Below are 26,030 nucleotides of genomic sequence, written 5' to 3' on the forward strand. Positions count from 1 at the left end.
GTTCTGGGGGTTCCCACATGCGCAATCAACAAAGTGTTGACAAGAGCCGGTGATGGCGGCCACTATTCTGTGGACCGGAAACAAAGATCCGCGATACGGAATTAAGGGGACGGCTGCGATGAGTCACGCACTGCCCTACGAGGTCAACTGCTCGATCCTGCTCACCGAGCTGCCGCTGCTGGAACGCCCGGCCGCCGCCAAGGCCGCCGGCTTCGACGCCGTCGAGTTCTGGTGGCCGTTCGACACGGCGGTGCCCGCTGAGCGCGACGTGGACGCGTTCGTGCGCGCCGTCGAGGACGCGGGCGTGCGGCTGGTCGGGCTGAACTTCTTCGCCGGTGACATGCCCGGCGGTGATCGAGGCCTGGTCTCGTGGCCGGCGCGCAGTCGCGAGTTCCGCGACAACATCGACGTCACCGTCGGGATCGGCGAGCGCCTCGGGTGCACCGCCTTCAACGCCCTCTACGGCAACCGCGTCGACGGCGCCTCCGCCCAGGAGCAGGACGAACTGGCCGTGCAGAACCTCGCGCTCGCGGCGGAGTCCGCCGCCCGCATCGGCGGAACGGTGCTGGTCGAGCCGGTCAGCGGGCCGCAGCCCTACCCGCTGCGCACCGCCGCCGACGCGCTGGCCGTCATCGACCGGGTGCGGGAGAGCTCCGGTGCGACCAACCTCGGCCTGCTCGCCGACCTCTACCACCTCGCGGTCAACGGCGACGACGTCGACAAGGTCATCGCCGACCACATCGACCGCATCGCGCACGTGCAGATCGCCGACCACCCGGGCCGCAACGAGCCCGGCACGGGCGAGCTGCCGCTGCAGCAGCAGCTCGCCGCGCTCGAACGCGGCGGCTACCGCGGCTGGGTCGGCCTGGAGTACAAGGCCAGCGGCCAGGCGGGCCCCTTCGACTGGCTCCCGCGCGAACGCCGCAGCTGAACCGAAGAACTTCGAGGAGGACACAAGCAATGAGCTCGATCGCGTTCATCGGCCTGGGCGTCATGGGCAGCCCCATGGCCGTGCACCTCGCCAACGCCGGCCACGACGTGACCGGCTACAACATCAGCCCGAACAAGTACGGCCCGCTCGAGGCCGCGGGGGGCAGCGCGGCGGCCTCGATCGCCGAGGCCGTCTCGGGCGCGGAGATCGTCTGCGTGATGGTCCCCGACAGCCCGGACGTGCGGGAGGTGCTCGCCGGTGAGGGCGGGGTGTTCGCCAACGCCAAGCCGAACGCGCTGATCATCGACTTCTCCAGCATCCGCCCGGACGTCACCATCGAGCTCGCCCGCGAGGCCGCCGAGAAGGGCTTCCGGCTGGTCGACGCCCCGGTCTCCGGCGGTGAGGCGGGTGCGAAGAACGCCGCGCTGTCGATCATGGTCGGCGGCTCGGCGGAGGACTTCGCCGCCGCCGGTGAGGTCTTCGACCACGTCGGCAAGACCGTCGTGCACGTCGGGCCGAGCGGTGCGGGACAGACCGTCAAGGCCGCCAACCAGCTGATCGTGGCCGCCAACATCCAGGCGCTCTCGGAAGCGGTCGTGTTCGTCGAGTCCTACGGGGTCGACGCCGAAGCCGCGCTGGAGGTCCTCAGCGGCGGGCTCGCCGGTTCCGCGGTGCTGCAGCAGAAGCGCTCGAACATGCTCAACCGCAGCTTCGACCCGGGCTTCCGCATCGACCTGCACCACAAGGACATGGGCATCGTCACCGCCGCCGCCCGCGAGTCCGGCGTCGTCGTGCCGGTCGGCTCGCTGCTGGCGCAGCTGATGGCCGCCGCGCGCGCCCAGGGCGACGGCGGGCTCGACCACTCCGCACTGCTGCGCGGCGTCGAACGACTCTCCGGCCGCAGCGACACCTGACCCTCCCCGCCGAAACGAGGACGAACATGACGCGCATGCGCACCGTGGACGCCGCCGCCCTCATCCTGGAGAAGGAGGGCGCCACGCAGACCTTCGGGCTGCCCGGCGCCGCGATCAACCCGTTCTACAGCGCCATGAAGAAGCACGGCGGCATCGGCCACGTGCTCGCCCGCCACGTCGAGGCCGCCTCGCACATGGCCGAGGGCTACACGCGGGCGGAGGCGGGCAACATCGGTGTCTGCGTCGGCACCTCGGGTCCCGCGGGCACCGACATGATCACCGGGCTGTACTCCGCCTCGGCCGACTCGATCCCGATCCTGGCCATCACCGGTCAGGCGCCGGTCGCCAAGCTGCACAAGGAGGACTTCCAGGCCGTCGACATCGAGTCGGTGGCCAAGCCGGTCACCAAGTGGGCGGTGACCGTGCTGGAACCCGCCCAGGTCCCGGGCACCTTCCAGAAGGCCTTCCAGCTGATGCGGTCGGGACGGCCGGGCCCGGTGCTCATCGACCTGCCGCTGGACGTGCAGCTGGCGGAGATCGAGTTCGACATCGACACCTACGAGCCGCTGCCGGTCGCCAACCCGGCGGCGACCCGCGCGCAGGTCGAGCACGCGCTGGAGATGCTCAACGCCGCCGAGCGGCCGCTGGTCGTCGCCGGTGGCGGGATCATCAACGCCGACGCCTCGGACCTGCTGGTCGAGTTCGCCGAGATCCTCGGCGTGCCGGTGGTGCCGACGTTGATGGGCTGGGGGACGATCCCCGACGACCACCCGCTGTCGGCGGGCATGGTCGGGCTGCAGACCTCGCACCGCTACGGCAACGCGACGCTGCTGGAGTCGGACTTCGTGCTCGGCATCGGCAACCGCTGGGCCAACCGCCACACCGGGGGTCTCGACACCTACCGCCAGGGGCGGACGTTCGTCCACGTCGACGTCGAACCCACGCAGATCGGCCGGGTTTTCGCGCCGGACTACGGCATCGTCTCCGACGCGCGGGCCGCCCTGGAGGTCTTCGTCGAGGTCGCGCGCGAGTGGCGGCAGCAGGGCAAGCTCGCCGATCGCGGCGAGTGGGCCCGGCAGTGCCGGGACCGCAAGGCCGCGCTGCTGCGCAAGACCCACTTCGACGTGGCGCCGATCAAGCCGCAGCGGGTGTACCAGGAGATGAACCGCGCGTTCGGACCCGACACCCGCTACGTCTCCACGATCGGGCTCTCGCAGATCCAGGCCGCGCAGATGCTGCACGTCTACCGGCCGCGGCACTGGATCAACGCCGGTCAAGCGGGTCCGCTGGGCTGGACCGTGCCCGCAGCCATCGGCGTGGCCACCGCCGACCCCGAGGCCACAGTGGTCGCGGTGTCGGGGGACTACGACTTCCAGTTCCTGGTGGAGGAGCTGGCGGTCGGCGCGCAGTTCAACATCCCGTTCGTGCACGTGCTGATCAACAACGCCTACCTGGGGCTGATCCGGCAGGCGCAGCGCGGGTTCGACATGGACTACCACGTGCAGCTGTCCTTCGAGAACATCAACGCGCCCGAGGTCGCCGGGTACGGCGTCGACCACGTCAAGGTCGCCGAGGGCTTGGGCTGCAAGGCGCTGCGGGTGTTCGACTCCGACGGCATCTTCGACGCGCTGGAGCAGGCCAAGAAGCTCGTCGCCGAGCACCGGGTCCCGGTGGTCGTCGAGGTCGTGGTCGAGCGGGTCACCAACGTGTCGATGGGCACCGAGATCGACGCGGTCAACGAGTTCGAGGCGCTGGCCGAGTCCGGCGCAGACGCTCCGACCGCTGTAGCGGGCCGGTCATGAGACTGGTCAGAGTGGGCGAACCCGGCGCTGAACGGCCGGGGGTGTTGGACGCTGCGGGCCTGGTCCGCGACGTGTCCGGGTTCGCCCACGACATCGACGGCGAACTGCTGGCCGATCCGGAGCGCCTCGCGGCCATCGAAGCCGGCCGGGAGGCGCTCCCGGAACTGCCGGCCGCGCGGTTCGGGCCGCCGATCGCCCGGCCGGGCAAGGTGGTGGGCATCGGCCTGAACTACCGCTGCCACGCCGCCGCGGCCGGTGCCGAACCGCCCGCGGAGCCGATCGTGTTCCTCAAGCCCAGCAGCGGGATCACCGGCCCGGCGGACGAGATCGTGCTGCCGCCCGGCAGCACCCAGACCGACTGGGAGGTCGAGCTGGGCGTCGTGATCGGCACCCGGCTGCGGGACTGCCCGGATCCGGGCGAGGCGCTGCGCTCGGTGGCCGGGTACGTCGCGGCCAACGACGTCACCGAGCGCGCGCACCTCAAGAGCGGGCCGACGTGGGTTCGCGGCAAGTGCCACGACACGTTCAGCCCGATCGGACCGTGGCTGGTGACCGCCGACGAGATCCCCGACCCGCAGGCGCTGCGCCTGGACCTGCGGGTCAACGGGACGCAGCGGCAGCAGGGCAGCACGGCGCACATGGTCTTCGGCGTCGGCGAGCTGCTGTCGCACCTCAGCGGCCTGATGACGCTGGACCCGGGAGACCTGGTCCTCACCGGAACCCCGGCCGGCGTGGCGGCTCTGCACCCGGAGCCGCGCCCGTACCTCCGTCCCCGCGACGTGGTCGAGATCGAGGTCCAGCACCTCGGGCGCCACCGATCGACGGTGCGGGGATAGGGGCCCGAGGCGGGAGGGCGCACTGCCGGGCACCCTCCCGCCCGGGAGCCCCTCCGGCCCAGCAGAAGTCCACCCCACCCCCGAATTCCAATTTCGCGCGAATTTCGACGTCGACGCGCAGCCTTCCAATTTCGCGCGAAGTTCGAACGCCTCACCCGCGCTCGGGCGTGTACCCGCAGGTCAGGGCGCCGTCCCGGCTGGGGTTCGAACTTCGCGCGAAATTCGACTTGGGTGCGGGGCCCTCGAATTTCGCGCGAAATTGGGGATGGGTCCCGGGTGGCGGGGAGTTGAGCGTGCCGCGGTGTGGGTCGATGGCGGTTCTGCCGGGTCCGTTGCGCCTCTGCCGGAGCTTCTGCTCGTGAAAAGCGGTGGTCGGTGGGCGTGATCGGTTTTCGGGTGAGCGGGTCGAGGTTCCCCTTGCGACCGAGTCAGGTGCTGATGGCGGTGCGGAGGCGGGTCGTGTAGTTGCGGAAGAGGGTTGGCATGTCGACCTTCTTCGGGTCCAGCAGCCATTGGAGCTGCAGGCCGTCGATGGTGGCGACGATCTCGGCGGCGATGGCGGTGCAATCGGTGTCCGGGTGGATCTCGCCGCGCTCGACGCCCTTGCGGAGCTCGGCGGCGATCATCGTGCGGACGGTCTCGTAGCGGCTCTGGAACCAGTCGCGGGCCGGGTGCAGGTCGGCGGTGCTCTCACCCGCCAGGACCGTGAACGACTGGACCATCCCGGTCAGATACGTGTTGTACTCGACCAGTTTCTCCAGCGCCGTCAGGATTTCGATGCCCTCGGCCCCGTCGGCGAGGAAGCGCCGGGTGTCGAGCCGGTCGCGCTCCTCGAGCACCGCGGCGAGCAAGTCCTCCTTGGTGGGGAAGTGGTGCAGCAGCCCGGCCTGCGACAGGCCGACCTCGCTCGCGATGCGGGCCAGCGAGCAGCCCTGGTAGCCGTCCTTGGCGAACGCCTCCACCGCGGCGTGCAGGATCCGCTCCCGCGCCGCTTCGCCTCGGGCGGAACGGCGTCGCGGAGCGCTTCCCTCAGGAGTGGAGTTGACGATCACGGACCAACCCTACGACACATGAAGTAACAGAACAATAACAGAACCTACTGATCACTCGGCTCTGGCGTCAGGATGTTCGATCAGCGCAACGATGCGAACTTCCTGGAGGCGTCATGGTGGAGTCCTACGTGGGCACCGAGCGAAGACTCGAACCCGAACGGGCGAGCGCGGCGTTCATCGCCGTCTACGCGCTCGCTTACCTCGGCCTGTGGGTGGCTCTGCTGACGCCGGTCGTGGTGAGCCTGGCGGTGCGCGTGCAGCAGATCGACCCCGACGGCAAGGAGGGCAGCCTCGCGCTGGTCACCGGGGTCGGAGCGCTGCTGGCGCTGGTGGCCAACCCGTTCTTCGGCCACCTCAGCGACCGCACCACCTCCCGGTTCGGGATGCGCCGCCCGTGGCTGGTCGGCGGCGCGCTGGCCGGAACCCTCGGGCTCGCCGTGGTCTCGCTGGCGCAGGACGTTCCCGTGCTGCTGCTCGGCTGGTGCCTCGCCCAGGCCGGGCTGAACGCGGTGCTGGCGACCCTGACCGCGCTGCTGCCCGACCAGGTGCCCACCGCGCAGCGCGGCCGGGTGTCCGGACTGCTGGGCATGGCGATGTCGGCGGCCATCGTGCTGGGCACCTTCCTCGCCCAGGCGCTGCAGAACTCCTCGTTCTGGATGTTCATGGCCCCCGGCCTGGTCGGCATGGTGCCCGCCCTGCTGCTCGCCGCGATGCTGCGCGACCGCCGGCTGGAACCGGGCTCGCAACCCCGCTACGACGTCCGCGAGTTCGCCCGCGGCTTCTGGGTGAACCCGGTGCGCCACCCCGACTTCGGCTGGGCCTGGTTGAGCCGGTTCCTGCTGTTCATGGGCGTGGCCACGCTGCTGACCTACCAGGCCTACTACTTGACCGACCGGCTGCACGTGCCGGAGGGCGAGGTGGCGCGGCTGGTGTTCGTGGCGACTCTGGTGCAGACGGCGTTCGTGGTTGCCGGCAGCAACGCCAGCGGCTGGCTGTCCGACCGGCTGGGCCGCCGCAAGATCTTCGTGCTGAGCTCGGCGGTGGTCTTCGGGCTCGGCCTGCTGGTGATCGGCCTCGCCGGTTCGTTCTCGACGTTCCTGGTCGGCATGGTGCTCACCGGTCTCGGGCAGGGCGTCTACCTGGCGGTCGACCTCGCGCTGGTCGCCGACGTGCTGCCCAACCGGGAGACCGATGCGGGCAAGGACCTCGGTGTTTTCAACATCGCCAACGCGATGCCGCAGTCCCTGGCACCGGCGATCGCGCCGGTGTTCCTCGCCGTCGGTGGTGGCGGGAACTACTCGGTCCTGTTCGGCGCCGCCGCGGCGTTCGCGGTCGTCGGTGCGCTGAGCATCCAACCTGTCAGGAGGGTTCGTTGATGTCCACGGCCGATCTGCGGGCGCGGGTGCGCGCGCTGTCGCTGGAGCAGAAGGTCCGGTTGCTCACCGGCGCCGATTTCTGGTCGCTGCACCCCGAACCCGCTGCCGGGCTGCGCAGGGTGGTCGTCTCCGACGGCCCGGTCGGCGTGCGCGGCGAGGCCTTCGACGAGCGCAGCACCTCGGCGAACACGCCGAGCCCCACCTCGCTCGCGGCGTCCTGGGACGTCGAGCTGGCGCACCGCGTCGGACGGCTGCTGGCCGCCGAGGCGCGCCGCAAGGGCGTGGACGTGCTGCTCGCGCCGACCGTCAACCTGCACCGAACGCCCTACGGCGGAAGGCACTTCGAGTGCTTCAGCGAGGACCCGCTGCTGACCGGTGAGATCGGCGCGGCCTACGTGCGCGGCGTGCAGTCCGGCGGGGTGGCCGCGACGGTGAAGCACTTCGTGGCCAACGACTCCGAGACAGACCGGATGACCGTCGACGCCCGCGTCGACGAGCGGGCGCTGCGCGAGCTCTACCTGGCGCCGTTCGAGCACATCGTCCGCGAGGCCGGGCCGTGGCTGGTGATGGCCGCCTACAACCGCGTCAACGGCACCACCATGACCGAGCACGCCATGATCGAGGAGGTGCTGCGCGGCGAGTGGGGGTTCGACGGCGTGGTCATCTCCGACTGGTTCGCCACCCGCTCCACCGACGAGTCCGGCAGTGGCGGTCTCGACCTGGCCATGCCCGGACCGGAAAGCCCCTGGGGGCAGCAGCTCGTCGACGCGGTGCGCGACGGCCGGGTCGCCGAGTCCAAGGTGGACGACAAGGTGCTGAACCTGCTGCGGCTGGCCGATCGGGTCTGCGCGCTGGACGGCGCCGAACCGCCGGCCGTGGACGCCGAGCGGCCCGAGGTGGTGCTGCGGCACGCGGCCGCCGCCGGATTCGTCCTGGCGCGCAACGACGACGACCTGCTCCCGCTGAACACCGCGGAGGCGCGCAGGGTCGCGGTGCTGGGTCCCAACGCCGCCGCTGCTCGCACCCTCGGGGGTGGCAGCGCCAGCGTCTTCCCGCCCTACACCGTCTCGCCGCTCGACGGGCTCCGCGCCAAGCTGGGCGGCGACGTGGAGGTCGTGCACGCCCGGGGCGTTCGGTCCACCGAACTGCTCGCCCCGGCATCGCCGGAGCTGGTCACCGACCCCGAGGCCGGGGAGCCCGGCTTGGCGGTGCGGTTCCTGGACGCCGACCGCGCGCCGATCGGCACCGAGCACCGCAACAGCGGCAAGCTGATCTGGATGGGCTCGTTCGGTCCTGACGTGCCGGTGGAGGCCGTCGGTTTCGTCGAGGTCCGGGGCGTGCTGCGCGCCACCGAGGCCGGCGCGCACCGGATCGGTGTGGCCGGGGCCGGGCACTTCACGCTCGCGGTCGACGACCGGCCGCTGATCGACGGGGTGCTGGAGCTGCCAGGTGGGCCGGACCCGATCGAGGCGATGGTGCGGCCACCGCACCGCACCGCCGAGGTGCAGCTCAGCGCCGGGCAGGAGGTGGAGGTCGTGCTGACCCACCGCGTCGAGGCCGACGCCATCGGCACCACCTTCACCCTCGGTCTGGAGAACCCGGCGCTGCCCGAGGAGGACGAGCTCGCGCACGCCGTCGAGCTCGCCGCCTCCGCTGACGTCGCGGTGCTGGTGCTGGGAACTTCCGACGAGAGCGAGAGCGAGGGTTTCGACCGCGACACCCTCGCGCTGCCGGGCCGCCAGGACGAGCTCGTGCGCCGGGTCATCGCCGCGAACCCCAGGACGGTGGTCGTGGTCAACTCGGGTGCGCCGGTGCTGCTGCCGTGGGCTCAGGAGGTCCCGGCGGTGCTGCTGTCGTGGTTCCCAGGCCAGGAGTTCGGCAACGCGCTGGCCGACGTGCTCACCGGCGACGCCGAACCCGGTGGCCGCCTGCCGGTGACCTGGCCCGCCGCCGAAGGCGAGCCGCTGCCCAGCCCCCTTCCCGAAGCCGGTGCGCTCGACTACGCCGAGTCGATCCACATCGGACACCGCGCGTTCGAGCGCAGCGGGATCGAGCCCGCGTTCTGGTTCGGCCACGGCCTCGGCTACACGACGTGGGCCTACCAGGGCGCCGAGGTGCCGACCGCGATCGCCACCGGCGAGGACCTGACCGCGCGGGTGCGGGTGCGCAACAGCGGGCTGCGGCCCGGCCGCGAGGTCGTGCAGGTCTACCTCTCCCGCGAGGGCGAGGTGGAGCGCCCGGCGCACTGGCTCGCGGGGTTCGCCGCGGTGGACGCCGAACCGGGGGAGGAGGCCGAGGTTGCGGTCCGCGTTCCCGCGCGGGCGTTCCAGCACCACCAGGACGGCGCGTGGCGCACCGAGACCGGCAGCTTCACCATCCACATCGGACGGTCGCTCGCCGACCTCCCGATCGAGGCCGAGGTGAAGGTCACCGAGTAGCGCCGAGCTCGGTCTTCCCGGAGGCCGGGTTCCAGCGGGACTTCCGCTGGAATCCGGCCGCCGCGGCGCCGTCGCGAGTTTCGGTACGGTGGTCTGCGCAAGGAACTTCGACGGGAGTGGGCATGGGTTTGTTCGGTGGGATGATGGGCAACGCTTCGGGGGTCGATCCGCAGGCGGCGACCAAGGAGTACGGGCGGCTGCTGGCGCAGGGGGAGCAGATCCACGCCGCCTACCAGCTGATCCGGGATTCGCTGATCTTCACCGACCGGCGGTTGATCCTGGTGGACAAGCAGGGCATGACCGGGCGCAAGATCGAGTACCACTCGATCCCGTACCGCAGCATCACGCACTTCTCGGTGGAGACCGCGGGCACCTTCGACCTGGACGCCGAGCTCAAGATCTGGATCTCCAGCACCGCTGAGCCGGTCTCGCAGCAGTTCGGCAAGGGCGTCGACGTCTACGAGGTCCAGGCGCTGCTGAGCACCTTCGTCGCGCGCTGATCGACGATCAGCTTCTGGACAACCGTCTAGAACATGTTGCATTCTGAACCCGCTTCCGCGTTGACCTGACGCGGAACCGGGTTGCAACAAGTTCTAGCGGCGGGTGGGCTCATGGGAATGGACATCCCAGATCCGGTGTCGGTCGAGTCGGTGGGCTCGTTCTCCGACGAGGTCGACGTCCTGGTGATCGGCGCCGGCATGGCCGGTGTGAGCGCGGCGCTCGAAGCCCGCGAATCGGGCGCGCGGGTGCTGGTCATCGACGCCGGAGGTCGGCTGACCTGCACCAGCGCGATGGCCGGCGGGCACTTCTACCTGGGCGGTGGCACCGAGGTCCAGCGCGCGACCGGCTGGGACGACTCGCCGGAGGCGATGGCCGACTACCTGACCCTGATGTCGCCCGAGTGCGATCCGGCCAAGATCCGCTCCTACGCCGACGACAGCGTCGAGCACTTCCGCTGGCTGGAGTCGCTCGGGTTCGAGTTCACCCGGGAGTTCTACCCGCACAAGGCCGTCGTGCAGCCGGGCACCGAGGGGCTGAGCTTCACCGGCAACGAGAAGTGCCTGGACGTGGCATCGGTGGCGAAGGTGGCGCCGCGCGGGCACAAGGTCCCGGTCCCCGGCGACACCGGAGGGGCCTCCCTGGTCGTCGGTCTGGCGCTGGACCTGCTCGACGCCCGGGGCGTCGAGGTGCGCTGGGAGACCGGCGCGACGGCGCTGCTCGTCGACGGCACCGCGGTCGCAGGCGCGACCTGGAAGGACCTCGACGGCGCCACAGGTGCGATCAAGGCCGGTTCGGTGGTCATCGCCGCGGGCGGGTTCGTGCTCAACCGCGACATGCTGGAGGCCCACGCCCCCGACCTGCTGGCCGTGGAGAGCAACGGCATGGCGCTGGGGAACACCCACGACGACGGCCTCGGGATCCGGATGGGCCAGTCCGTGGGCGGGGTCGCCGACCACCTGGACAAGGTCTTCTTGACCGGCCCGTTCTACCCGCCGGGCGAGGCGCTGCGCGGCATCGTGGTCAACAAGCTCGGCAAGCGCTTCGTCAACGAGGACTCCTACCACTCCCGCACGTCCGCACACGTCTTCGAGCAGCCCGAACGCACCGCGTACCTGATCCTCGACTCGGCCACGATGGTCGAGCCCGCCTACCGCTTCCAACCGCTGGTCGACGGCTGGGACACGGTGGCGGAGATGGAGCGGGGGCTCGGCATCCCGGCGGGCGCGCTGGCCGAGACCCTGACCGCCTACAACGAGGCCGCCGCGCGCGGCGAAGACCCGGAGTTCCACAAGGTGCCGGAACACCTCGTGCCGCTCGACCGAGGGCCGTGGGGTGCCTACGACCTCACCCCGGGCAAGTGCTTCTACGCCGGCTTCTCCTGCGGCGGCCTGCGGGTCAGCGTCGACGGCGAGCTGCTGCGCGAGGACGGTTCGGTGGTCCGCGGCGTCTTCGCGGCGGGGGCCTGCGCGTCCAACATCGCCATCGACGGCAAGGGCTACGCCTCCGGGATCCAGCTGGGCGAGGCCTCCTACTTCGGTCGCCGCGCGGGCCGCCGTGCCGCTCCCGCGCAGCGCTGACCCCGCTCGTCGAATGCACGCTATGGAGTGAGCGTGTGCGCGGAATTGTGCGCCCCGGATCCGTCTCATTTAACGTCGATCTGGCCTGATCGAAATTCGAGTTCGGGCATTTCGCGAACCTCGCTCCGATTTTGCTCGGACCAGGTTCGCGAATTGCGGGGGAGCGATCTTGGGAGGTGCTGGGTGTTGCGAAAGATCACATGCTGCACCGAGTTCGAGGGAAGATCCAGTCCGACGCCTGGTCGCGCGCAATTCTTGATCTCGTATTCACCGACCTCGTCGAGATCGTTTTTCCGCTGCTGTCGAACCCGGTTAATCGCCGCTCGCAACTGATCGAATTCCCGGGTGTCGGTTCTCTGCTCTTTCAATCTTGCGCGAGTGGCGATGATGGATCTTTCGGTGGTAGTTCCGTGCTTCAACGAGGAGCGCGGTTTGCAGGAGCTCCGCGACGAGCTCAACGCCGTGCTGCCCGCACTCGTGGGCCGGTTCGAGGTCGTGCTCGTCGACGACGGCAGCACCGACGGCACCCTCGACGAGGCCCGACGGCTGAGCTCGCTGGATCCGCGCTACCGGTACCTGTCGTTGAGCCGCAACTTCGGCAAGGAAGCCGCCATGCTCGCCGGGATCCGCGAGGCGACCGGCGACCGGGTCCTGATCATGGACGCCGACCTGCAGCACCCGGCGTGGCTGATCGGGGACATGCTCCGGTTGCTCGACGTCGGCTACGACCAGGTCGTCGCCCGCCGCGACCGGCACGGCGAACCGCGGGTGAGGTCGCTGCTGTCGAAGCTGTACTACGTCGGGGTGAACAAGCTCGCGGACGTGCCGCTGGTGGACGGCGTGGGCGACTTCCGGGTCCTCTCCCGCCGGGCGGTCGACGCGCTGCTGGCCCTGCCGGAGACGAACCGGTTCTCCAAGGGCCTGTTCGCCTGGGTGGGTTTTCCGACCGCGACCGTTCCGTACCGCAACGTCACCCGCAAGTACGACCAGTCCTGCTTCAACTTCGGCAAGCTCGTCAACTACGGCATCGACGGCGTGGTCTCGTTCAACAGCAAACCGCTGCGCGCGGCGGTCTACGTCGGCGGTGCGGCCACGCTGCTGGCCTTCGTCTACGCCGTGTACGTGATCATCTGCGCGTTGGTCGGCCACCCCGGTGTGCCCGGGTACGCGACGCTGATCGTGGGCATCACCGGGTTCGGCGGGATGCAACTGCTGCTGCTGGGCGTGGTCGGCGAGTACGTCGGGCGGATCTACCTGGAGTCGAAGAACCGGCCGTCCTACTTCGTCAAGGAGTCCGGCGGCTCCGCGGCGCCGCCCGCCCAGGACGCCGCGCCGCGGGTGATCGTGCCTCGCCGTCCCTCCGCCCCCCCGCTGGTCGCCGACCCCGCGGCGAGCAACGGAGGGCATCAGTGCGCGGATTGAGCGAAACCGGCAAGTTCGCGCGCTTCGTGCTGGTGGGGGCCGTGAACACGGTCGTGCACTACCTGGTCTACCTCGCCACCTGGTTGCTGGTCGGGTACCTGGTCGCGCACGTGCTCGCCACGGTCGTGGCGATGTCGGTGTCCTACCTGCTCAACTGCCGTTTCACCTTCCGCGTCCGGCCGCGTCTGCGGACGTTCCTGCTCTACCCCGCGTCCAACGGCGTCAACCTCGGGCTCAGCGCGGCCGCGATGTGGTTGCTGGTCGAGGTGATCGGCATCCATCCGCTGGTGGCGACGTTGCTCGGCGGCCTGGTCGCCACCCCGGCCACCTACCTGGTGAGCCGCCTGATCTTGACCTCGCGGCATCGCGCGCCCTGCCCGCACCCCGACGAGTCGTTGCCCATCGGGAGGACCTGGTGACCCAAGTCGTCGTGGCCGCCCCGGCCGAGAACGCCGAGCCGCAGGATCCCGCGCCCCCGCGCGACCGCGGCCGGGTGGCCGTGCCCCTGATCACCTGCCTGGTGGTGGCCGCGCTGGCGCAGATCCCCGTCCTGCGTCCGGGCTGGTTCTACTTCGTCGACGACGCGGCCACCCAGATCCTGCCCATGTGGTACCACCTGGGCCACCAGGTGCGGGACGGGATCTGGCCGCCGGTGCTGGAACCGGACCTGCTGATGGGCGGCAACCTCGCGGCCGAAACGCTGTTCGGCGTCTGGAACCCGGTCAACGCCCTGGTGTGGGTGGGGGTCTCGTTCTCCTCCGACGTGGGCGTGGCCGGCATCGTCGTGCGCGCGGTCGCGCTCGCGGCGCTCGCGCTGGGTTGCTACCTGCTGTGCCGCGAGTACGGCGCCGCCCGCTGGTCGTCCAGCGCGTTGGCCACCGCGCTGCCGCTGTCGGGTTCGCTGCTGCACTTCGACACCGCGAAGTGGCCGGCCGCGCTGCTGGCGTTCGTGTGGGTCCCGTTCCTCTGGCTGGTCGCGCGCCGCATGGTCCGCGGCCGCGCCAACGCGTTCTGGGTCTTCCTGATCGGAGCGCTGGCCGTGACCGCGGGGAACCCCTACGGCCTGCTCGGAGTCTGCGCGGTGCTCGCGGCGCTGCTGGTCGAGGCCGGGTTGCAGCGGAAGTGGGCTCCGGTGGCGAGGCTCGCGCTGGTCTCGGCGGCGATCGGCGCGGTCGTGCCGCTGGTGTACCTGCCGCTGGTGCGCTCGGCCCACATGACCTGGCGCACCACCTCGGGCGGAGTGGACAACAGCGGGACGCTGGCCCCGAGCCTCGAGGACCTGGTGAACCTCGGGATGCCCACCTACGTCCCGGCGATCCCGGACGTGGCCGTGCCCGCGGTGTACTTCTGCTGGTTCGCGGTTCCGCTGGCGATGTGGTGCGACTGGTCGGCGCTGCGCGAGCGGGCGCGCGAGCTCGCCGGGCCGGTGGTGCTCGCGGTCGGCTACCTGCTGATCGCGCTCGGGCCGTCCGAGGTGTGGATGTTCCGCTGGCCGCTGCGGGTGGTGCACTACGGCTACCTGGCGCTGGCCGTGCTGCTGGCCGTGGTGCTCACCGCCGGGCTGCGGCTGGACCGCCCGCGCGTCCGCGCGGCGGGGACAGCGGGATTCCTGCTGCTGTCGGTGCACTTCACCGCCGGGCGCAGTCCCGACGTGGTGACCCTGGGCCGCGCGGTGGCGGTCACCGTCCTGATCGGACTGCTGATCGCCGCCGGGCTGGCGGTCTACCGCAGGCGCGGCAGCGGGTCGCTGCTGGTGGTGCTGCAGGTCGGCACCGCCCTGACCTTCTGCGCGCAGTGCGTGTGGTTCATCGGTGGCGGGCCCGACCTCCAGCACTACTTCCCGAGCTCGCCGAAGCAGGTGCGGGAGAACTACGCCGGTCGGTACGAGGGGCGCGTGCTGCAGGTCGCCGACGCCACGCTCAACGTGCCGGTACCAGGTGAGCAGGCCCGGGAGATGTGGCGCGACATGGTCATCGGCAACGCCTACCTGCTGTCCGATGTGGACAGCGTCGGTTCTTACACGGGACTCGGGTTCCGCGAGCTCTCCGACGCGCTGTGCCTGCGCTACGACGGGTCGACGTGCCCGGGCGCCTACGACGCGCTGTGGCACCCACCGCGCGGGGCCGACGTCCGGCTCGCGGACCTGCTGCTGCTGGACACCGTCGTCGTCCAGCACAAGATCGTCCCGCAGCCGGTGGCGCCGGCGGGCTGGCACCTCGCCGAGCGGAACGCGCGGGTCAGCGTCCTGGTGCGGGATCACCCGGTTTCGGCGGGGGCCGGGTACCTCAGCTGGACCTCGCCGCACCTGCGGGTCCGGTCCGACACCTCCAGCGGGCCGCGCGGAGAAGCGGTCGAGGCGGACCGGAGCGGGGGAGGCCCGGGGCGGCTGATCTTCGCGAAGACGGCCTGGCCCGGGTACGCCGCGACGTGGAACGGCACGCGCGTGCCCGTGCGCGCCGGGCCGGCCGGCCTGCTGGAGGTCGCGCTTCCGGCCGGTCCACCCGGTGCGGGGAGGCTGGAGCTCACCTGGACGCCGCCGAGCGCGCGGCTGGGACTGGCATCGCTGGCCGGGGGAGCGCTGCTCGCGGCCGGAGTCGGGATCCAGCAGCTCACGGCGCGTCGCAGGGACGCCGCTGGAGCACCGCGATGAGCAGGCGCATCGCGTTCGGCATCGGGGTCGTGCTGCTGGTCCTGGCCTCGTGCCAGGGGCCTGGGCGACCGCACGCCACCGACCCCGCGCCGCACCCGCTTCCACCGGCGCACCACGCGCAGGTGGTCGCGCACCCCGACGACGACCTGCTGTTCATGAACCCCGACCTGGCCGAAGGCTTGCGCAGCGGGCGGCCCACCACCGGCATCTTCCTCACCGCGGGTGAGGCGGACGTGCCCGACAAGGCGGGGTACAGCGCGGCGAGGCAGGAGGGAACCCGAGCCGCCTACGCGCAGATGGTCCGCAAGCCCAACGACTGGTCGCGCGGCACGATGCCGGTGGGGCACGGCCGCCTGGCCGAGGTCGACACGCTGCGAGCCGACCCCGACGTGAAGCTGGTGTTCCTGAACCTGCCCGAAGACGCCAACTCCCAGCAGGGCAGGCACGCGCTGACCCGACTGCGCCAGGAGCCCTCGCTCACCGTCACCACGACGGTCCCGGCGGGCGCCGCCGTGCCGCACCCGCAGTCGTTCGACCGGCGCGCGGTGGTCGAAGCGCTCACCGCACTGCTGGACGCCTTCCAGCCCACCGTGGTGCGCCTGCAGGACGACCAGCCCGACGGGCGCTACCAGCCCAACTGGGCCGGGGTGCACAACCACCCGGATCACGTCGCCGGTGCGGCGTTGGCGGAGGAGGCGGTCGCCGCGCACCGGCCGGCGGCGTTCTCGCCGGTGGTGCAGACCTACCGCGACTACAACGTCGCCGACACGCCCGCATCCCTGTCCGATGTGGAGAAGCGCAGCACCCGCGAGGCGTTCACCGCCTACGCCGGCCACGACGTGCTCGCCACGGGCGCCATCTACCGGAGCTGGAGCGACAACAGCGCCTACCGGTGGCCGCGGCGCGGCCGGTGGGCGGCGTGGGGCGAAGGCGGTGCGGTGCAGGCGTTCGCGGTGCGCGCGCACGGGCTCGCGCGCTGGACCCGTGCGCCGCACGGAGTGTGGAGCGGCCCGGAGCTGCTGCCGCTCCCGGAACCGCTGCGCCCGCAGCTGACGGTGCTCGGCGGGACCGTCGTGGCGCAGAGCGAGAACGGCTCGCGCATCCTCGTTCGCAGCCCGGGAGAGCCCGGGCGCTGGGACGTGGTCGACGGGCCTGCCGCGGCGGATCCGACCGAGAACGGCCCACCCGCCGCCACCGTGGACTCCGACGGCCGGATCGTGCTCGCGGTGAAGAACGCCGCAGGCGGGGTCAGCCTCCGCAGGCAGAGCTCCCCGGGGAGCGCGCGGTGGCAGCCGTGGACCGAGCTCGGCGGCACCGACGTCCAGGACGGGCTCTCGCTCGTTCCCGCTGGTGACGGGGCGGTGCACGTGTTCGCCGCGACGCGGGGGAAGGTCCTGCGCTGGGAGGTTGCGCGCACCGGGGCAGCGCAGGCCGAGGCGGTGCCGATCGGCCCGGCCCGCCCCGCCGGTGCGCCGGTGGCCGAGCGCGCACGCGACGGGTCCGTCCGGCTGCTCGTGCGCACGGACCGAGGTGGTGAACTCGTCGAGCGCACCTTGACCCGGCAGGGCTGGCGGGAGGACCGGACGACGCTGCCCGGGCCCGGCGGCATCGGCGATCCGACGGCGACCGGGCCGGGCCCGCAGGGTTCCGCCGACCTGATCAGGGTGGCTCGGGACGGCGCGGGCAACGTCCGCGTCGCCGACCGGGCAGGGGGCCCGTGGTCGGAGGTGGGCGGAGCGGTGACCGATCACCCGGCCGCGGTCGTCGAACCCGGCGGTGAGGTCACCCTCGTCGGGCTCGGGTTCGACGGCGCGCTGCTGATCAACCCGGGCGCGAAGGGGGCCGGTGGCCTCGCGTTCGCGGGCTGGCGTCCCGCGGTCGTCCCGCCCCAGCGGGCGGACTGATCCGCTGGGCAGCGGCATCGGATACTACCGGGATGGATGTCCACACCAGGATCGTCGACGCTGCGATCCAGCGGATGGCGGCCGCGGGCTACGAGGGGCTGTCGATCAGCTCGGTGGCCCGGCTCTCCGGCCTCTCGCGGCCGACGATATACGCGCACTTCGGCACGCTGGACCAGCTCGTCGCCGAGGCGTTGGAGAAGGCCGCCGTCCAGGTGATCTCGCGGGTCATCGAGCGGGCGCGCGAAGAAGCGGCCACCGCAGCCGATTACGTCGTGGAGGTCATGGTCGCCGCGCGGGCGGAGTTCCGCCGCAGTCCCGCGCTCGCCCCGATCGCGTTCCCGCAGCACGGCACCATCCTGTTCGACGGTGACGCGGTCGGACCCGGGGCGCTGGACCTGTCGCGCTCGTTCCTGCTGCCGCTGCTGGAGTTCCAGCCGGAGCTGGAGCCGGACCTGGAGGAGATCGCCGAGACGTGCCTGCGCTGGCTGGTGTCGCTGGTGCAGTTCGAAAGCGCGAGATCGCGCTCGGACGCGAAGCTGCGCGCCTACCTGCACCGACACCTCGTCTCCGGGCTGGGCGTCACCGCGTGATCTTTACATCGTTGACAGTAGTTGTAAGGCTGCGTCAACGACAGAAGGGTCCGGTGTGCGCGCTCCGACTTCCCGCCGCCGCTTCATGGGCATGGCCGCCCTCGGTTCCGCCTCTGCGCTGGGGCTGACCACCATCTCGACGCGCAACTCCGCGCGGGCCGCCGAGCACTCCCCGGCCGTCGTCATCGGAACCGGCTACGGCGCGGCGGTCACCGCGCTGCGCCTCGGCGCGGCGGGCGTGCCCACCGTGATGCTGGAGATGGGCCGGTTGTGGAACACCCCGGCCGAGGACGGCACGATCTTCTCCGGCATGCTCGCCCCGGACCGCCGGGCGATGTGGTTCAAGAAGCGCACCGAGGCGCCGCTGGCCTCGTTCCTCTGGCTGGACATCGCCAACCGCGACATCGAGCCCTACGCGGGCGTGCTCGACCGCGTGAACCACGGCGACATGTCGGTCTACGTCGGGCGCGGCGTCGGCGGTGGCTCGCTGGTCAACGGTGCGATGGCGGTGACCCCGAAGCGCTGGTACTTCGAGGAAGTCCTGCCCGAGGTCGACGCCGACGAGATGTACAGCAGGTACTTCCCGCTGGCCAACTCGATGCTCGGCACCAACCACATCGACCAGGACTGGTTCGAGACCTGCGATTCCTACCAGTTCGCGCGGGTTTCCCGCGCCGCCGCGCACGAGGCCGGGTACAAGACGACGTTCGTGCCCAGCGTCTACGACTTCGACTACATGCGCCGCGAGGAGGAAGGCCTGGTGCCGCGCTCGGCGCTGGCCTCGGAGGTCATCTACGGCAACAACCACGGCAAGCGCTCGCTGGACAAGACCTACCTCGCCGCCGCCCTGGGCACCGGCAACGTCACCATCCAGACGCTGAGCGAGGTCCGCGACATCGCCCAGCAGCAGGACGGCAGCTACGTGCTGTCGGTGCGCCGGATCGACGAGCTCGGCAACGTCCTCGGCATCCACCAGCTCACCGCGAAGTACCTGTTCCTGGGCGCGGGCAGCCTGGGTTCGACCGAACTGCTGCTGCGCGCCCGCGACACCGGCACGCTGCCGGACCTCGGCGAGGCGGTCGGCCAGGGCTGGGGCACCAACGGCAACGTCATGCTCGGCCGCGCCAACCACGTGCAGGACCTGGTCGGGCCGCTGGAATCCGGCATGCCCGCGCTCGGCATCGACGCCTGGGACGACCCGGTCAACCCGGTGTTCGCCGAAATCGCCCCGGTACCTGCGGGTTTGGAGACGTGGGCGAGCCTGTACCTGGCGATCACCCGCAACCCGGAGCGGGGCTGGTTCCGCTACGACCCGGGCGCCGACCGCGCGGTCCTGCAGTGGCGGGAGGAGCAGGGGCAGCCGTCGATCGACGCGGCCGCGCAGCTGTTCGACCGGATCAACTCGGTCAACGGCACCAGCTACCGCTACGACTTGTTCGGCGACACCAGGGCCTTTGAGAACCGCTTCACCTACCACCCGCTGGGCGGCCTGGTGCTCGGTGAGGCGACGGACCTCCACGGCCGGGTGAAGGGCTACCGCAACCTCTACGTCACCGACGGCTCCCTCATCCCGGGCAGCACCGGCGTGAACCCCTTCGTCACCATCACGGCCCTGGCGGAGCGCAACATCGCCCGAGTCCTCGCCGAGGACATCCCCACCCGCTGACCGAGGGGCGAGAACCGCAGGGTTCGTCACCGCGAGAACTGCGGTTCTCGCCCCCCGGGAGGTCAGCGGATGACGTTGAAGACGTTCTTCTGGACGCCGTTGGGGTAGGCCTCGTGCTCGACCAGCTCGAGCTTCTGGGCGTCCTTGTCGGTGTCGCTGAACAGGCGCTTCCCGGCGCCGAGCAGCAGCGGGAAGACGAGCAGGTGGTAGCGGTCGATGAGCCCGGCGTCGGAGAGCCCGCGGTTGAGCGTGGCGCTGCCGTGGACGATGATCGGCCCGCCCTCGGTCTCCTTGAGGGCGGCGACCTCGTCGAGCGAGCGCAGGACGGTCGTCTCGCCCCAGCCGCTGACCAGCGCGTCGTCGGTGAGGCTGGTGGACACCACGTACTTGGGCATGTCCTTGTACTCGGCGAAGTCCTCCATCGACGGCCAGACCGGGCTGAACGCCTCGTAGCTGATGCGGCCCATCAGCATCGCGGTGGCCTCCTGCTGCTCCCGGCCCTTGATCTCGAACGCATCCGGCAGGAACTCGACGTCGGTGAATGTCCAGCCGGAGTTGCGGTAGCCGGGTTCGCCACCGGGGGCTTCCACGACGCCGTCGAGCGAGACGAAAGCGGTGCTGATGAGAGTGCGCATCGGGCGAGTTTCCCTTCGGTCGTGCGTGTCTGCTGTGTTGACCAGCGAGCGCGCGAAAACTCATCGTTCGCGCGAACACCGCAGCTCATCGGGGCGGGTTCCACTGCGCGGAACAATTCTGTCGGAGCCTTGCCGGAAAAATCTCGTCGATCGAGCATGGCCGTCATGCGAATGTCCGGCGAGGCGCACGCGCTGGTGCGTCACACCCACCAGGAGCGGGTGCTGCGCGCGCTGCGGGAGCGGGGTGCGCTGAGCCGGGGCGAGATCGCCGAGGCGGTGGGCCTGTCGCGCACCACGGTCTCGGAGATCACCCGTGACCTGCTGCGGCACGGGGCGGTCGTGGTGGTCGACACTGATGCGGCCTCGCGCGCGGGAAGCGGCCGTCCCGCTGAACGCCTCGCGCTGGACCCGGACTCCGGGCAGTTCATGGGCGTGGACTTCGGGCACCGGCGGGTGCGCGTGGCCGTCGCCGACGCCTCGCACGAGGTCCTCGTCTCCGGCCGCCAGACCTACCCCGAGAGCGCCGGTTGGCCGGAGCGGATCGCGACCGCCTTCGAGCTCATCGACCGTCTCGGTGCCGAGCGCGGGGTGCACTTCCGGGCGTTGCAGGGCATCGGCATCGGCGTCACCGGGCCGCATCCGCGCTCCTCGGCTCCGCACGCACCGGAAGGCGCGTTCGGGCCCGGCTTCGCCGCCGCGCGCGACGACGTCGACGTGTCCTTCGCCGAGCGCTTCGGCGCCTCGGTGATCGTGGACAACAACACCCGCTTCGCGGCGCTCGCCGAAGCGCTCGCCGGTGACGGCGACGTCGAGAACCTGCTCTACGTGCGGCTCTCCGACGGCGTCGGCGGCGCGCTGGTGATCGGCGAGCAGCTCGTCTCGGGCGCCACCGGGCTGGCCGGCGAACTCGGTCACGTCACCGTCGCACCTGGGGGTCGGCGGTGCCGCTGCGGCAAGCGCGGATGCCTGGAGACCGTCGCCTCGGTACCGGCGATGCTCGCCGAGTGCCGGGAACGCGGCGCCGACGTCGGCTCGCTCGAGGAGCTGGCGAGCGCCACCGATCCGGTGGTCGAGCAGGTGCTGCGCGAGGCCGCTTCGGCGCTGGGGCGGGTCCTCGGCGCGGTGGCGATGGTGTTCAACCCGGCCGAGGTCGTCATCGGCGGCGACATCGCCAGGACGGCACCGGTGATCGTCGAGCAGGCCTCGGAAACCCTGGGTGCCGAACTGTTCCCGTGGGTCGCGGCGAACCCGGTCGTCCGGTGCGCCCGGCTCGCCGACGACGACGGCGCCACCGGCGCGCTCGCCGCCCTGTTCCGCAGCTCACCGCTGCTGGCCGACCACCCGGAACCGGCGCCGGTCCGCGCGCTCCCGGCCTGAAGGAGTCCTGATCATGGCAGTGCTGAGCGAGCGCGACGCCGCGCCGAAGGCCGAACCCGGCGGGGTTCGGCGCCGCAGCGCGCCGCTGCTGCTCAACGCCGGCTCGATCCTGCTCGGCATCGCCGTGTGGTGGGCGCTGGCGGCGCTGGGCATCAAGATCCCGGCACCGCCCGAGGTCGCGGCCAGAGCCGCCGAGATGCTCGATGACGGCACCCTGCTCACCGACACCGGAGCCAGCCTCGTGCGGGTGCTGACCGGGTTCGCGCTGGGCACAGCGCTGGCGATCGGCATCGGGTTCCTGATGGGCTGGTACCGGCCGGTGCGCGCGCTGGCCGAACCGTGGGTGCAGTTCTTCCGCACCATCCCGCCGCTGGCGATCATTCCGCTGGCGATCGTGCTGATGGGCATCGGCGAGGTCCCGAAGATCTTCGTGATCTTCCTGGCCGCCTTCCTGGCCTGCGTCATCTCGACGCTGCAAGGAGTGGTCGCGGTGGACCGGACGCTGATCAACGCCGCCCGGGTGCTCGGAGCCGGCGACGCGACGATCTTCGCCAAGGTCGTCGTGCCCGCCTCCGCGCCGTTCATCCTCGTCGGCATGCGCGTCGGTCTCGGCTCGGCGTGGGCGACGGTGGTCGCCGCGGAGCTCATCGCCGCGCAGGAAGGTCTCGGCTTCCGCATGCAGAACGCCCAGCTCTACTACGACCTACCGACGATCTTCGTCAGCCTGATCACCATCGGCGTCCTCGGCCTGGTCATGGACCGGTTGCTGCTGCTGGCCGAGCGCAGGCTGACCGGATGGCAGGAGGGCTCGTGAACCAGCCGAAGATCGCCGTGGACGGCGTGACCAAGAACTTCAGCCTCGGCAACGACCAGCTGGTGGCGCTCGACGACGTCTCGCTGGAGATCGCCGACAACGAGTTCGTCACCGTCGTGGGGCCTTCCGGCTGCGGCAAGAGCACCCTGCTCAACATCGTCGCCGGGCTGGAGGAGCCGAGCGCGGGACGTGCGCTGGTGGACGGGACCCCGGTCACCGGGCCCGGACCCGACCGCGGGGTGATCTTCCAGCAGTACGCGCTGTTCCCGTGGCTGACGGTGCGCGGCAACGTCGAGTTCGGCCTCAAGATCGCCGGAGTGCCCCGCGCCGAGAGGCGGGCGCGCGCCGAGCACTTCATCGACGTCGTCGGGCTCACCTACTTCGCCGACGTGCTGCCCAAGGCGCTCTCCGGCGGCATGCGGCAGCGCTGCGCCATCGCCCGCGCCTACGCCGTGGACCCCGCGATCCTGCTGATGGACGAGCCCTTCGGCGCGCTCGACGCGCTGACCAGGGTCAAGCTCCAGGAACAGCTGCTGCGCGCCTGGGACCGGGAGCGGCGCACGGTCCTGTTCATCACCCACGACGTCGACGAGGCCGTCTACCTGGGCGACCGGGTGATCGTGATGGCCGCCCGGCCCGGCCGCATCTACGACGTCGTCGAGGTCGACCTGCCGCACCCGCGCACCGAAGAGGTCCGGTTGAGCGCGGAGTTCGCCGCGCTGCGCAACCGGGTCTGGAACTCCGTCTACCACCAGGACGACCACCGCACCGCTGAGAGGACGCCATGACCAGCAGGAAGAGATGGCTCGCCGGGTTGCTCGCCGGACTCGCGGTCGCGCTCACCGGGTGCGGCGGCGGTTCGGCGGCCGACGAGGTCCGGTTCGGCTACATCGGCGACTACAACGGCGCCAGCCTGCTGGCCGTCGCCGAGGACCAGAAGCTCTGGGACAAGCACGGTCTCAGCGCCGACATCAGCGTGTTCAACAACGGTCCGCTGCAGATCCAGGCGTTGGGCAGCGGCGACCTGGACTTCGGCTACATCGGTCCGGGCGCGATGTGGCTGCCGGCCTCCGGGCAGGCCAAGGTCGTCGCGATGAACACCCTCGGCAACGCCGACCGCGTCATCGCCCAGCCCGGCACGAACAGCATGGCCGATCTGCGCGGCAAGACGATCGGTGTGCCGCAGGGGACCTCGGGTGAGATGATCCTCGACCTGGCGCTGCGCGAGGCGGGCATGACCGAGAAGGACGTGAAGGTCGTGCCGATGGAGGCCTCGACGATCGTGTCCGCGTTCTCCGCCAAGCGCATCGACGCCGCCGGTTTCTGGTACCCGGCGATCGACATCATCAAGCAGCAGGTCCCGGGCCTGGTGGAACTGGCCCGGAACTCGGACTTCGCCGGGCAGCTGGAGTTCCCGACCGCGTTCGTGGCCGGCAACGAGGTCGTGGACGGGCAGCAGGACAAGGCGCGGCGCGTGCTGGCGGTGCTGCGGGACGCGATGCGCTACCGCTCGGCCAACGCCGAGCGCACCGTCGAACTCACCGCGGGCCTGCTCAAGAAGGACCCCGCGCAGGTCCGCGCCGACGCCGCCAACGTGCAGGTCCTGGGCGTGGAGGAGCTGGACCGCATGACCGCTGACGGCACGGTCGAGCGCTGGTTGTCCACGATGGACTCCTACTTCACCGGTACCGGGCAGCTCAAGCAGAGCACCGGTCCCGCGAACTACTACACCGGCGAGCTGTTCACCTCGGCGGGCAAGCCGTGAGCCGCCGCAACGTGCTGTTCCTGATGACCGACCAGCACCGCACCGACACCCTCGGCGCCTACGGGAACCCGCTGGCCGCGACCCCGAACCTCGACGAACTCGCCGCCACCGGAACGCGTTTCGACCGCTGGTACACGCCGACGGCGATCTGCACGCCCGCGCGAGCGAGCCTGCTCACCGGGCAGGCCCCGTTCCGGCACAAGCTGCTGGCCAACTACGAGCGCAACGTCGGCTACATCGAGGACCTGCCCGACGGGCAGTTCACCTTCGCGGAAGCGTTGCGCGCCAACGGGTACAACTGCGGGCTGATCGGCAAGTGGCACGTCGGCACGGCCAAGTCCGCCGGGGACTTCGGCTTCGACGGGCCGGACCTGCCGGGCTGGCACAACCCCGTCGAGCACCCCGACTACCTGGCCTACCTCGCCGACAACGACCTGCCGCCGTACGAGATCAGCGACCGCATCCGCGGCACGCTGCCCAACGGCGGTCCGGGGAACCTGCTGGCGGCGCGGCTGCACCAGCCGGTCGAGGCGACGTTCGAGCACTACCTGGCCACCCGCGCCATCGAGATGATGGAGCGCTACGCCGCCGACGTGCGCGAGCACGACAAGCCGTTCTTCCTGGAGCTGAGCTTCTTCGGCCCGCACCTGCCCTACATCGTCCCCGACGAGTACTTCGACCTGTTCGACCCCGACGACGTGCCGCTGCCGCGCTCGGTCGCCGAAACCTTCCACGGCAAGCCACCGGTGCAGCAGAACTACAGCGCGCACTGGACCTTCGACACGATGCCGCTGGAGACCACGCGGAAGCTGATCGCCGTGTACTGGGGGTACGTGGCGCTCATCGACCACGAGATCGGACGGGTCCTCGAGGCGATGCGGCGGCTGGGCCTGGCCGACGACACCGCGGTGTTCTTCACCTGCGACCACGGCGAGTTCACCGGCTCGCACCGGCTGCACGACAAGGGCCCGGCGATGTACGAGGACATCTACCGGACCCCGGGCATCGTGCGCGTGCCCGGCGAGCCCGGGGGAGTGGTGCGCTCCGAGTTCGTCAGCCTGCTCGACTGCACGGCCACCATCCTCGAGCTCGCCGGCATCGTCCCGGAACCCGCCGTGGACTCCCGGAGCCTGCTGCCGCTGGTGTCCGATGTGGACGACGCGGGCTGGCAGGAGGACATCGTCTGCGAGTTCCACGGGCACCACTTCCCGTACCCGCAGCGCATGCTGCGCACCGACCGCTACAAGCTCGTGGTCAACCCCGACTCGGTCAACGAGCTCTACGACCTCGAAGCCGACCCGGACGAGCTCATCAACCGCTACCCCCACCCGGAGATGGCGCAGGTCAGAGCCCGCCTGATGCGCCGCCTCTACCAGGTCCTCCGGGACCGGGGCGACAACTTCCACCACTGGATGACCTCGATGTACGAGGTCGGCGAAGTCACCTACGATCCCACCCTCAGCGGCCTCGACGAGCAGACCTACCAGCGCTGATCACGCGACGACGATCCGAGCACCGTCCCGGTGCTGCCGCCGGTAGGCGGTCGGGGAGGTGGAGAACTCGCGCTTGAACGCCTTGCTGAAGGCGAACTCCGACTGGTAGCCGAACTGCCGGGCGATCGCCGACAGGGGCTGGTCGTCACCCGCCAGCAGCCGCGCGGCCCGGGTCATCCGCCACCACGTCAGGTACGTCAGGGGCGGTGACCCGACGAGGCCGGTGAACCGCTGCGCGAAGGCGGCCCGCGACAGCCCGGCCTCGGCGGCCAACCCCGCCACGGTCC

At 70.9% G+C, this 26,030-nt stretch carries 23 protein-coding genes; 19 read left to right on the plus strand and 4 right to left on the minus strand.

The window, feature by feature from the left end; genetic code table 11:
- The first annotated feature begins 118 nt into the window (after positions 1 to 118).
- From R4I43_RS30975 to R4I43_RS30990, 4 genes are read left to right on the plus strand one after another with little or no spacing between them, the layout of a single operon-like run.
- On the plus strand, positions 119 to 931 hold the full coding sequence (locus R4I43_RS30975; RefSeq protein ID WP_324269255.1) for a hydroxypyruvate isomerase family protein: 813 nt from the start codon (positions 119 to 121) through the stop codon (positions 929 to 931).
- 29 nt (positions 932 to 960) lie between these two features.
- Positions 961 to 1,845 (plus strand): 2-hydroxy-3-oxopropionate reductase, encoded by an 885-nt coding sequence (locus tag R4I43_RS30980; RefSeq protein ID WP_324269256.1) that lies wholly within the window; start codon positions 961 to 963, stop codon positions 1,843 to 1,845.
- A 26-nt stretch (positions 1,846 to 1,871) separates the two neighbouring features.
- Positions 1,872 to 3,647: a glyoxylate carboligase gene (gene gcl / locus R4I43_RS30985; RefSeq protein WP_324269257.1), complete on the plus strand. Its 1,776-nt coding sequence runs from the start codon at positions 1,872 to 1,874 to the stop codon at positions 3,645 to 3,647.
- A complete protein-coding gene (locus R4I43_RS30990) occupies positions 3,644 to 4,483 on the plus strand; it encodes a fumarylacetoacetate hydrolase family protein (RefSeq protein WP_324269258.1) in 840 nt (279 codons plus the stop codon). Before gcl ends, R4I43_RS30990 begins: the two co-directional genes overlap by 4 nt.
- Positions 4,484 to 4,911: 428 nt before the next feature.
- On the opposite strand, the gene R4I43_RS30995 is transcribed toward R4I43_RS30990, so the two are convergent.
- Positions 4,912 to 5,535, minus strand: a complete 624-nt coding sequence (locus R4I43_RS30995) for a TetR/AcrR family transcriptional regulator (protein WP_324269259.1) — start codon at positions 5,533 to 5,535, stop codon at positions 4,912 to 4,914.
- Positions 5,536 to 5,648: 113 nt separating this feature from the next.
- Between R4I43_RS30995 and R4I43_RS31000 the strand changes: the two genes are divergently transcribed.
- The 4 genes from R4I43_RS31000 (at position 5,649) to R4I43_RS31015 (ending at position 11,427) form a co-directional block, all read left to right on the plus strand.
- Complete coding sequence (locus R4I43_RS31000) at positions 5,649 to 6,911, plus strand: MFS transporter (RefSeq protein WP_324269260.1); 1,263 nt, start codon at positions 5,649 to 5,651, stop codon at positions 6,909 to 6,911.
- Entirely contained in the window at positions 6,911 to 9,349 is a 2,439-nt protein-coding gene (locus tag R4I43_RS31005; RefSeq protein ID WP_324269261.1) for a beta-glucosidase H, read from the plus strand. The genes R4I43_RS31000 and R4I43_RS31005 overlap by 1 nt, the downstream gene beginning before the upstream one ends.
- A gap of 122 nt (positions 9,350 to 9,471) precedes the next feature.
- Positions 9,472 to 9,849: a PH domain-containing protein gene (locus R4I43_RS31010; protein ID WP_324269262.1), complete on the plus strand. Its 378-nt coding sequence runs from the start codon at positions 9,472 to 9,474 to the stop codon at positions 9,847 to 9,849.
- A gap of 117 nt (positions 9,850 to 9,966) precedes the next feature.
- Positions 9,967 to 11,427, plus strand: coding sequence for an FAD-binding protein (locus R4I43_RS31015; protein ID WP_324269263.1), 1,461 nt, complete (start codon positions 9,967 to 9,969; stop codon positions 11,425 to 11,427).
- A gap of 65 nt (positions 11,428 to 11,492) precedes the next feature.
- On the opposite strand, the gene R4I43_RS31020 is transcribed toward R4I43_RS31015, so the two are convergent.
- Positions 11,493 to 11,795: a hypothetical protein gene (locus tag R4I43_RS31020; RefSeq protein ID WP_324269264.1), complete on the minus strand. Its 303-nt coding sequence runs from the start codon at positions 11,793 to 11,795 to the stop codon at positions 11,493 to 11,495.
- 19 nt (positions 11,796 to 11,814) lie between these two features.
- On the opposite strand from R4I43_RS31020, the gene R4I43_RS31025 reads away from it, so the two are divergent.
- From R4I43_RS31025 to R4I43_RS31050, 6 genes are all read left to right on the plus strand, one after another.
- Complete coding sequence (locus R4I43_RS31025; RefSeq protein WP_324269296.1) at positions 11,815 to 12,849, plus strand: glycosyltransferase family 2 protein; 1,035 nt, start codon at positions 11,815 to 11,817, stop codon at positions 12,847 to 12,849.
- The gene (locus R4I43_RS31030) at positions 12,837 to 13,268 is read left to right on the plus strand and encodes a GtrA family protein (protein WP_324269265.1); all 432 of its coding nucleotides are present in this window, start codon (positions 12,837 to 12,839) and stop codon (positions 13,266 to 13,268) included. The genes R4I43_RS31025 and R4I43_RS31030 overlap by 13 nt, the downstream gene beginning before the upstream one ends.
- A complete protein-coding gene (locus R4I43_RS31035) occupies positions 13,265 to 15,499 on the plus strand; it encodes a hypothetical protein (protein ID WP_324269266.1) in 2,235 nt (744 codons plus the stop codon). The genes R4I43_RS31030 and R4I43_RS31035 overlap by 4 nt, the downstream gene beginning before the upstream one ends.
- Positions 15,496 to 17,403, plus strand: coding sequence for a PIG-L family deacetylase (locus R4I43_RS31040; RefSeq protein WP_324269267.1), 1,908 nt, complete (start codon positions 15,496 to 15,498; stop codon positions 17,401 to 17,403). The genes R4I43_RS31035 and R4I43_RS31040 overlap by 4 nt, the downstream gene beginning before the upstream one ends.
- A 32-nt stretch (positions 17,404 to 17,435) precedes the next feature.
- Entirely contained in the window at positions 17,436 to 17,993 is a 558-nt protein-coding gene (locus R4I43_RS31045; protein ID WP_324269268.1) for a TetR/AcrR family transcriptional regulator, read from the plus strand.
- 85 nt (positions 17,994 to 18,078) lie between these two features.
- Positions 18,079 to 19,659, plus strand: a complete 1,581-nt coding sequence (locus tag R4I43_RS31050; protein WP_456115138.1) for a GMC oxidoreductase — start codon at positions 18,079 to 18,081, stop codon at positions 19,657 to 19,659.
- A 62-nt stretch (positions 19,660 to 19,721) separates the two neighbouring features.
- On the opposite strand, the gene R4I43_RS31055 is transcribed toward R4I43_RS31050, so the two are convergent.
- Entirely contained in the window at positions 19,722 to 20,294 is a 573-nt protein-coding gene (locus R4I43_RS31055) for a dihydrofolate reductase family protein (protein ID WP_324269269.1), read from the minus strand.
- A gap of 156 nt (positions 20,295 to 20,450) precedes the next feature.
- Between R4I43_RS31055 and R4I43_RS31060 the strand changes: the two genes are divergently transcribed.
- From R4I43_RS31060 to R4I43_RS31080, 5 genes are read left to right on the plus strand one after another with little or no spacing between them, the layout of a single operon-like run.
- A complete protein-coding gene (locus R4I43_RS31060; protein ID WP_324269270.1) occupies positions 20,451 to 21,671 on the plus strand; it encodes an ROK family transcriptional regulator in 1,221 nt (406 codons plus the stop codon).
- 13 nt (positions 21,672 to 21,684) lie between these two features.
- Positions 21,685 to 22,485: an ABC transporter permease gene (locus R4I43_RS31065; RefSeq protein ID WP_324269271.1), complete on the plus strand. Its 801-nt coding sequence runs from the start codon at positions 21,685 to 21,687 to the stop codon at positions 22,483 to 22,485.
- Complete coding sequence (locus tag R4I43_RS31070) at positions 22,482 to 23,273, plus strand: ABC transporter ATP-binding protein (RefSeq protein WP_407691345.1); 792 nt, start codon at positions 22,482 to 22,484, stop codon at positions 23,271 to 23,273. The genes R4I43_RS31065 and R4I43_RS31070 overlap by 4 nt, the downstream gene beginning before the upstream one ends.
- Positions 23,270 to 24,250 carry an aliphatic sulfonate ABC transporter substrate-binding protein gene (locus tag R4I43_RS31075; RefSeq protein ID WP_324269273.1) on the plus strand — a complete coding sequence of 327 codons (981 nt, stop codon included), beginning with the start codon at positions 23,270 to 23,272 and terminating at the stop codon, positions 24,248 to 24,250. The genes R4I43_RS31070 and R4I43_RS31075 overlap by 4 nt, the downstream gene beginning before the upstream one ends.
- Positions 24,247 to 25,743 (plus strand): sulfatase-like hydrolase/transferase, encoded by a 1,497-nt coding sequence (locus R4I43_RS31080; protein WP_324269274.1) that lies wholly within the window; start codon positions 24,247 to 24,249, stop codon positions 25,741 to 25,743. The genes R4I43_RS31075 and R4I43_RS31080 overlap by 4 nt, the downstream gene beginning before the upstream one ends.
- On the opposite strand, the gene R4I43_RS31085 is transcribed toward R4I43_RS31080, so the two are convergent.
- Positions 25,744 to 26,025 (minus strand): helix-turn-helix domain-containing protein, encoded by a 282-nt coding sequence (locus tag R4I43_RS31085; protein WP_324269275.1) that lies wholly within the window; start codon positions 26,023 to 26,025, stop codon positions 25,744 to 25,746.
- Between the last annotated feature and the right edge of the window lie 5 nt (positions 26,026 to 26,030).

This window comes from Saccharopolyspora mangrovi, assembly GCF_035320975.1.
Lineage (GTDB): Bacteria > Actinomycetota > Actinomycetes > Mycobacteriales > Pseudonocardiaceae > Saccharopolyspora > Saccharopolyspora mangrovi.

Coding starts and splice junctions, on each gene's coding strand:
- R4I43_RS30975 (WP_324269255.1), top strand. CDS start 119: ATGAGTCACGCACTGCCCTACGAGGTCAACTGCTCGATCCTGCTCACC.
- R4I43_RS30980 (WP_324269256.1), top strand. CDS start 961: ATGAGCTCGATCGCGTTCATCGGCCTGGGCGTCATGGGCAGCCCCATG.
- gcl (WP_324269257.1), top strand. CDS start 1,872: ATGACGCGCATGCGCACCGTGGACGCCGCCGCCCTCATCCTGGAGAAG.
- R4I43_RS30990 (WP_324269258.1), top strand. CDS start 3,644: ATGAGACTGGTCAGAGTGGGCGAACCCGGCGCTGAACGGCCGGGGGTG.
- R4I43_RS31000 (WP_324269260.1), top strand. CDS start 5,649: ATGGTGGAGTCCTACGTGGGCACCGAGCGAAGACTCGAACCCGAACGG.
- R4I43_RS31005 (WP_324269261.1), top strand. CDS start 6,911: ATGTCCACGGCCGATCTGCGGGCGCGGGTGCGCGCGCTGTCGCTGGAG.
- R4I43_RS31010 (WP_324269262.1), top strand. CDS start 9,472: ATGGGTTTGTTCGGTGGGATGATGGGCAACGCTTCGGGGGTCGATCCG.
- R4I43_RS31015 (WP_324269263.1), top strand. CDS start 9,967: ATGGACATCCCAGATCCGGTGTCGGTCGAGTCGGTGGGCTCGTTCTCC.
- R4I43_RS31025 (WP_324269296.1), top strand. CDS start 11,815: ATGGATCTTTCGGTGGTAGTTCCGTGCTTCAACGAGGAGCGCGGTTTG.
- R4I43_RS31040 (WP_324269267.1), top strand. CDS start 15,496: ATGAGCAGGCGCATCGCGTTCGGCATCGGGGTCGTGCTGCTGGTCCTG.
- R4I43_RS31045 (WP_324269268.1), top strand. CDS start 17,436: ATGGATGTCCACACCAGGATCGTCGACGCTGCGATCCAGCGGATGGCG.
- R4I43_RS31050 (WP_456115138.1), top strand. CDS start 18,079: ATGGGCATGGCCGCCCTCGGTTCCGCCTCTGCGCTGGGGCTGACCACC.
- R4I43_RS31055 (WP_324269269.1), bottom strand. CDS start 20,294: ATGCGCACTCTCATCAGCACCGCTTTCGTCTCGCTCGACGGCGTCGTG.
- R4I43_RS31060 (WP_324269270.1), top strand. CDS start 20,451: ATGGCCGTCATGCGAATGTCCGGCGAGGCGCACGCGCTGGTGCGTCAC.
- R4I43_RS31065 (WP_324269271.1), top strand. CDS start 21,685: ATGGCAGTGCTGAGCGAGCGCGACGCCGCGCCGAAGGCCGAACCCGGC.
- R4I43_RS31075 (WP_324269273.1), top strand. CDS start 23,270: ATGACCAGCAGGAAGAGATGGCTCGCCGGGTTGCTCGCCGGACTCGCG.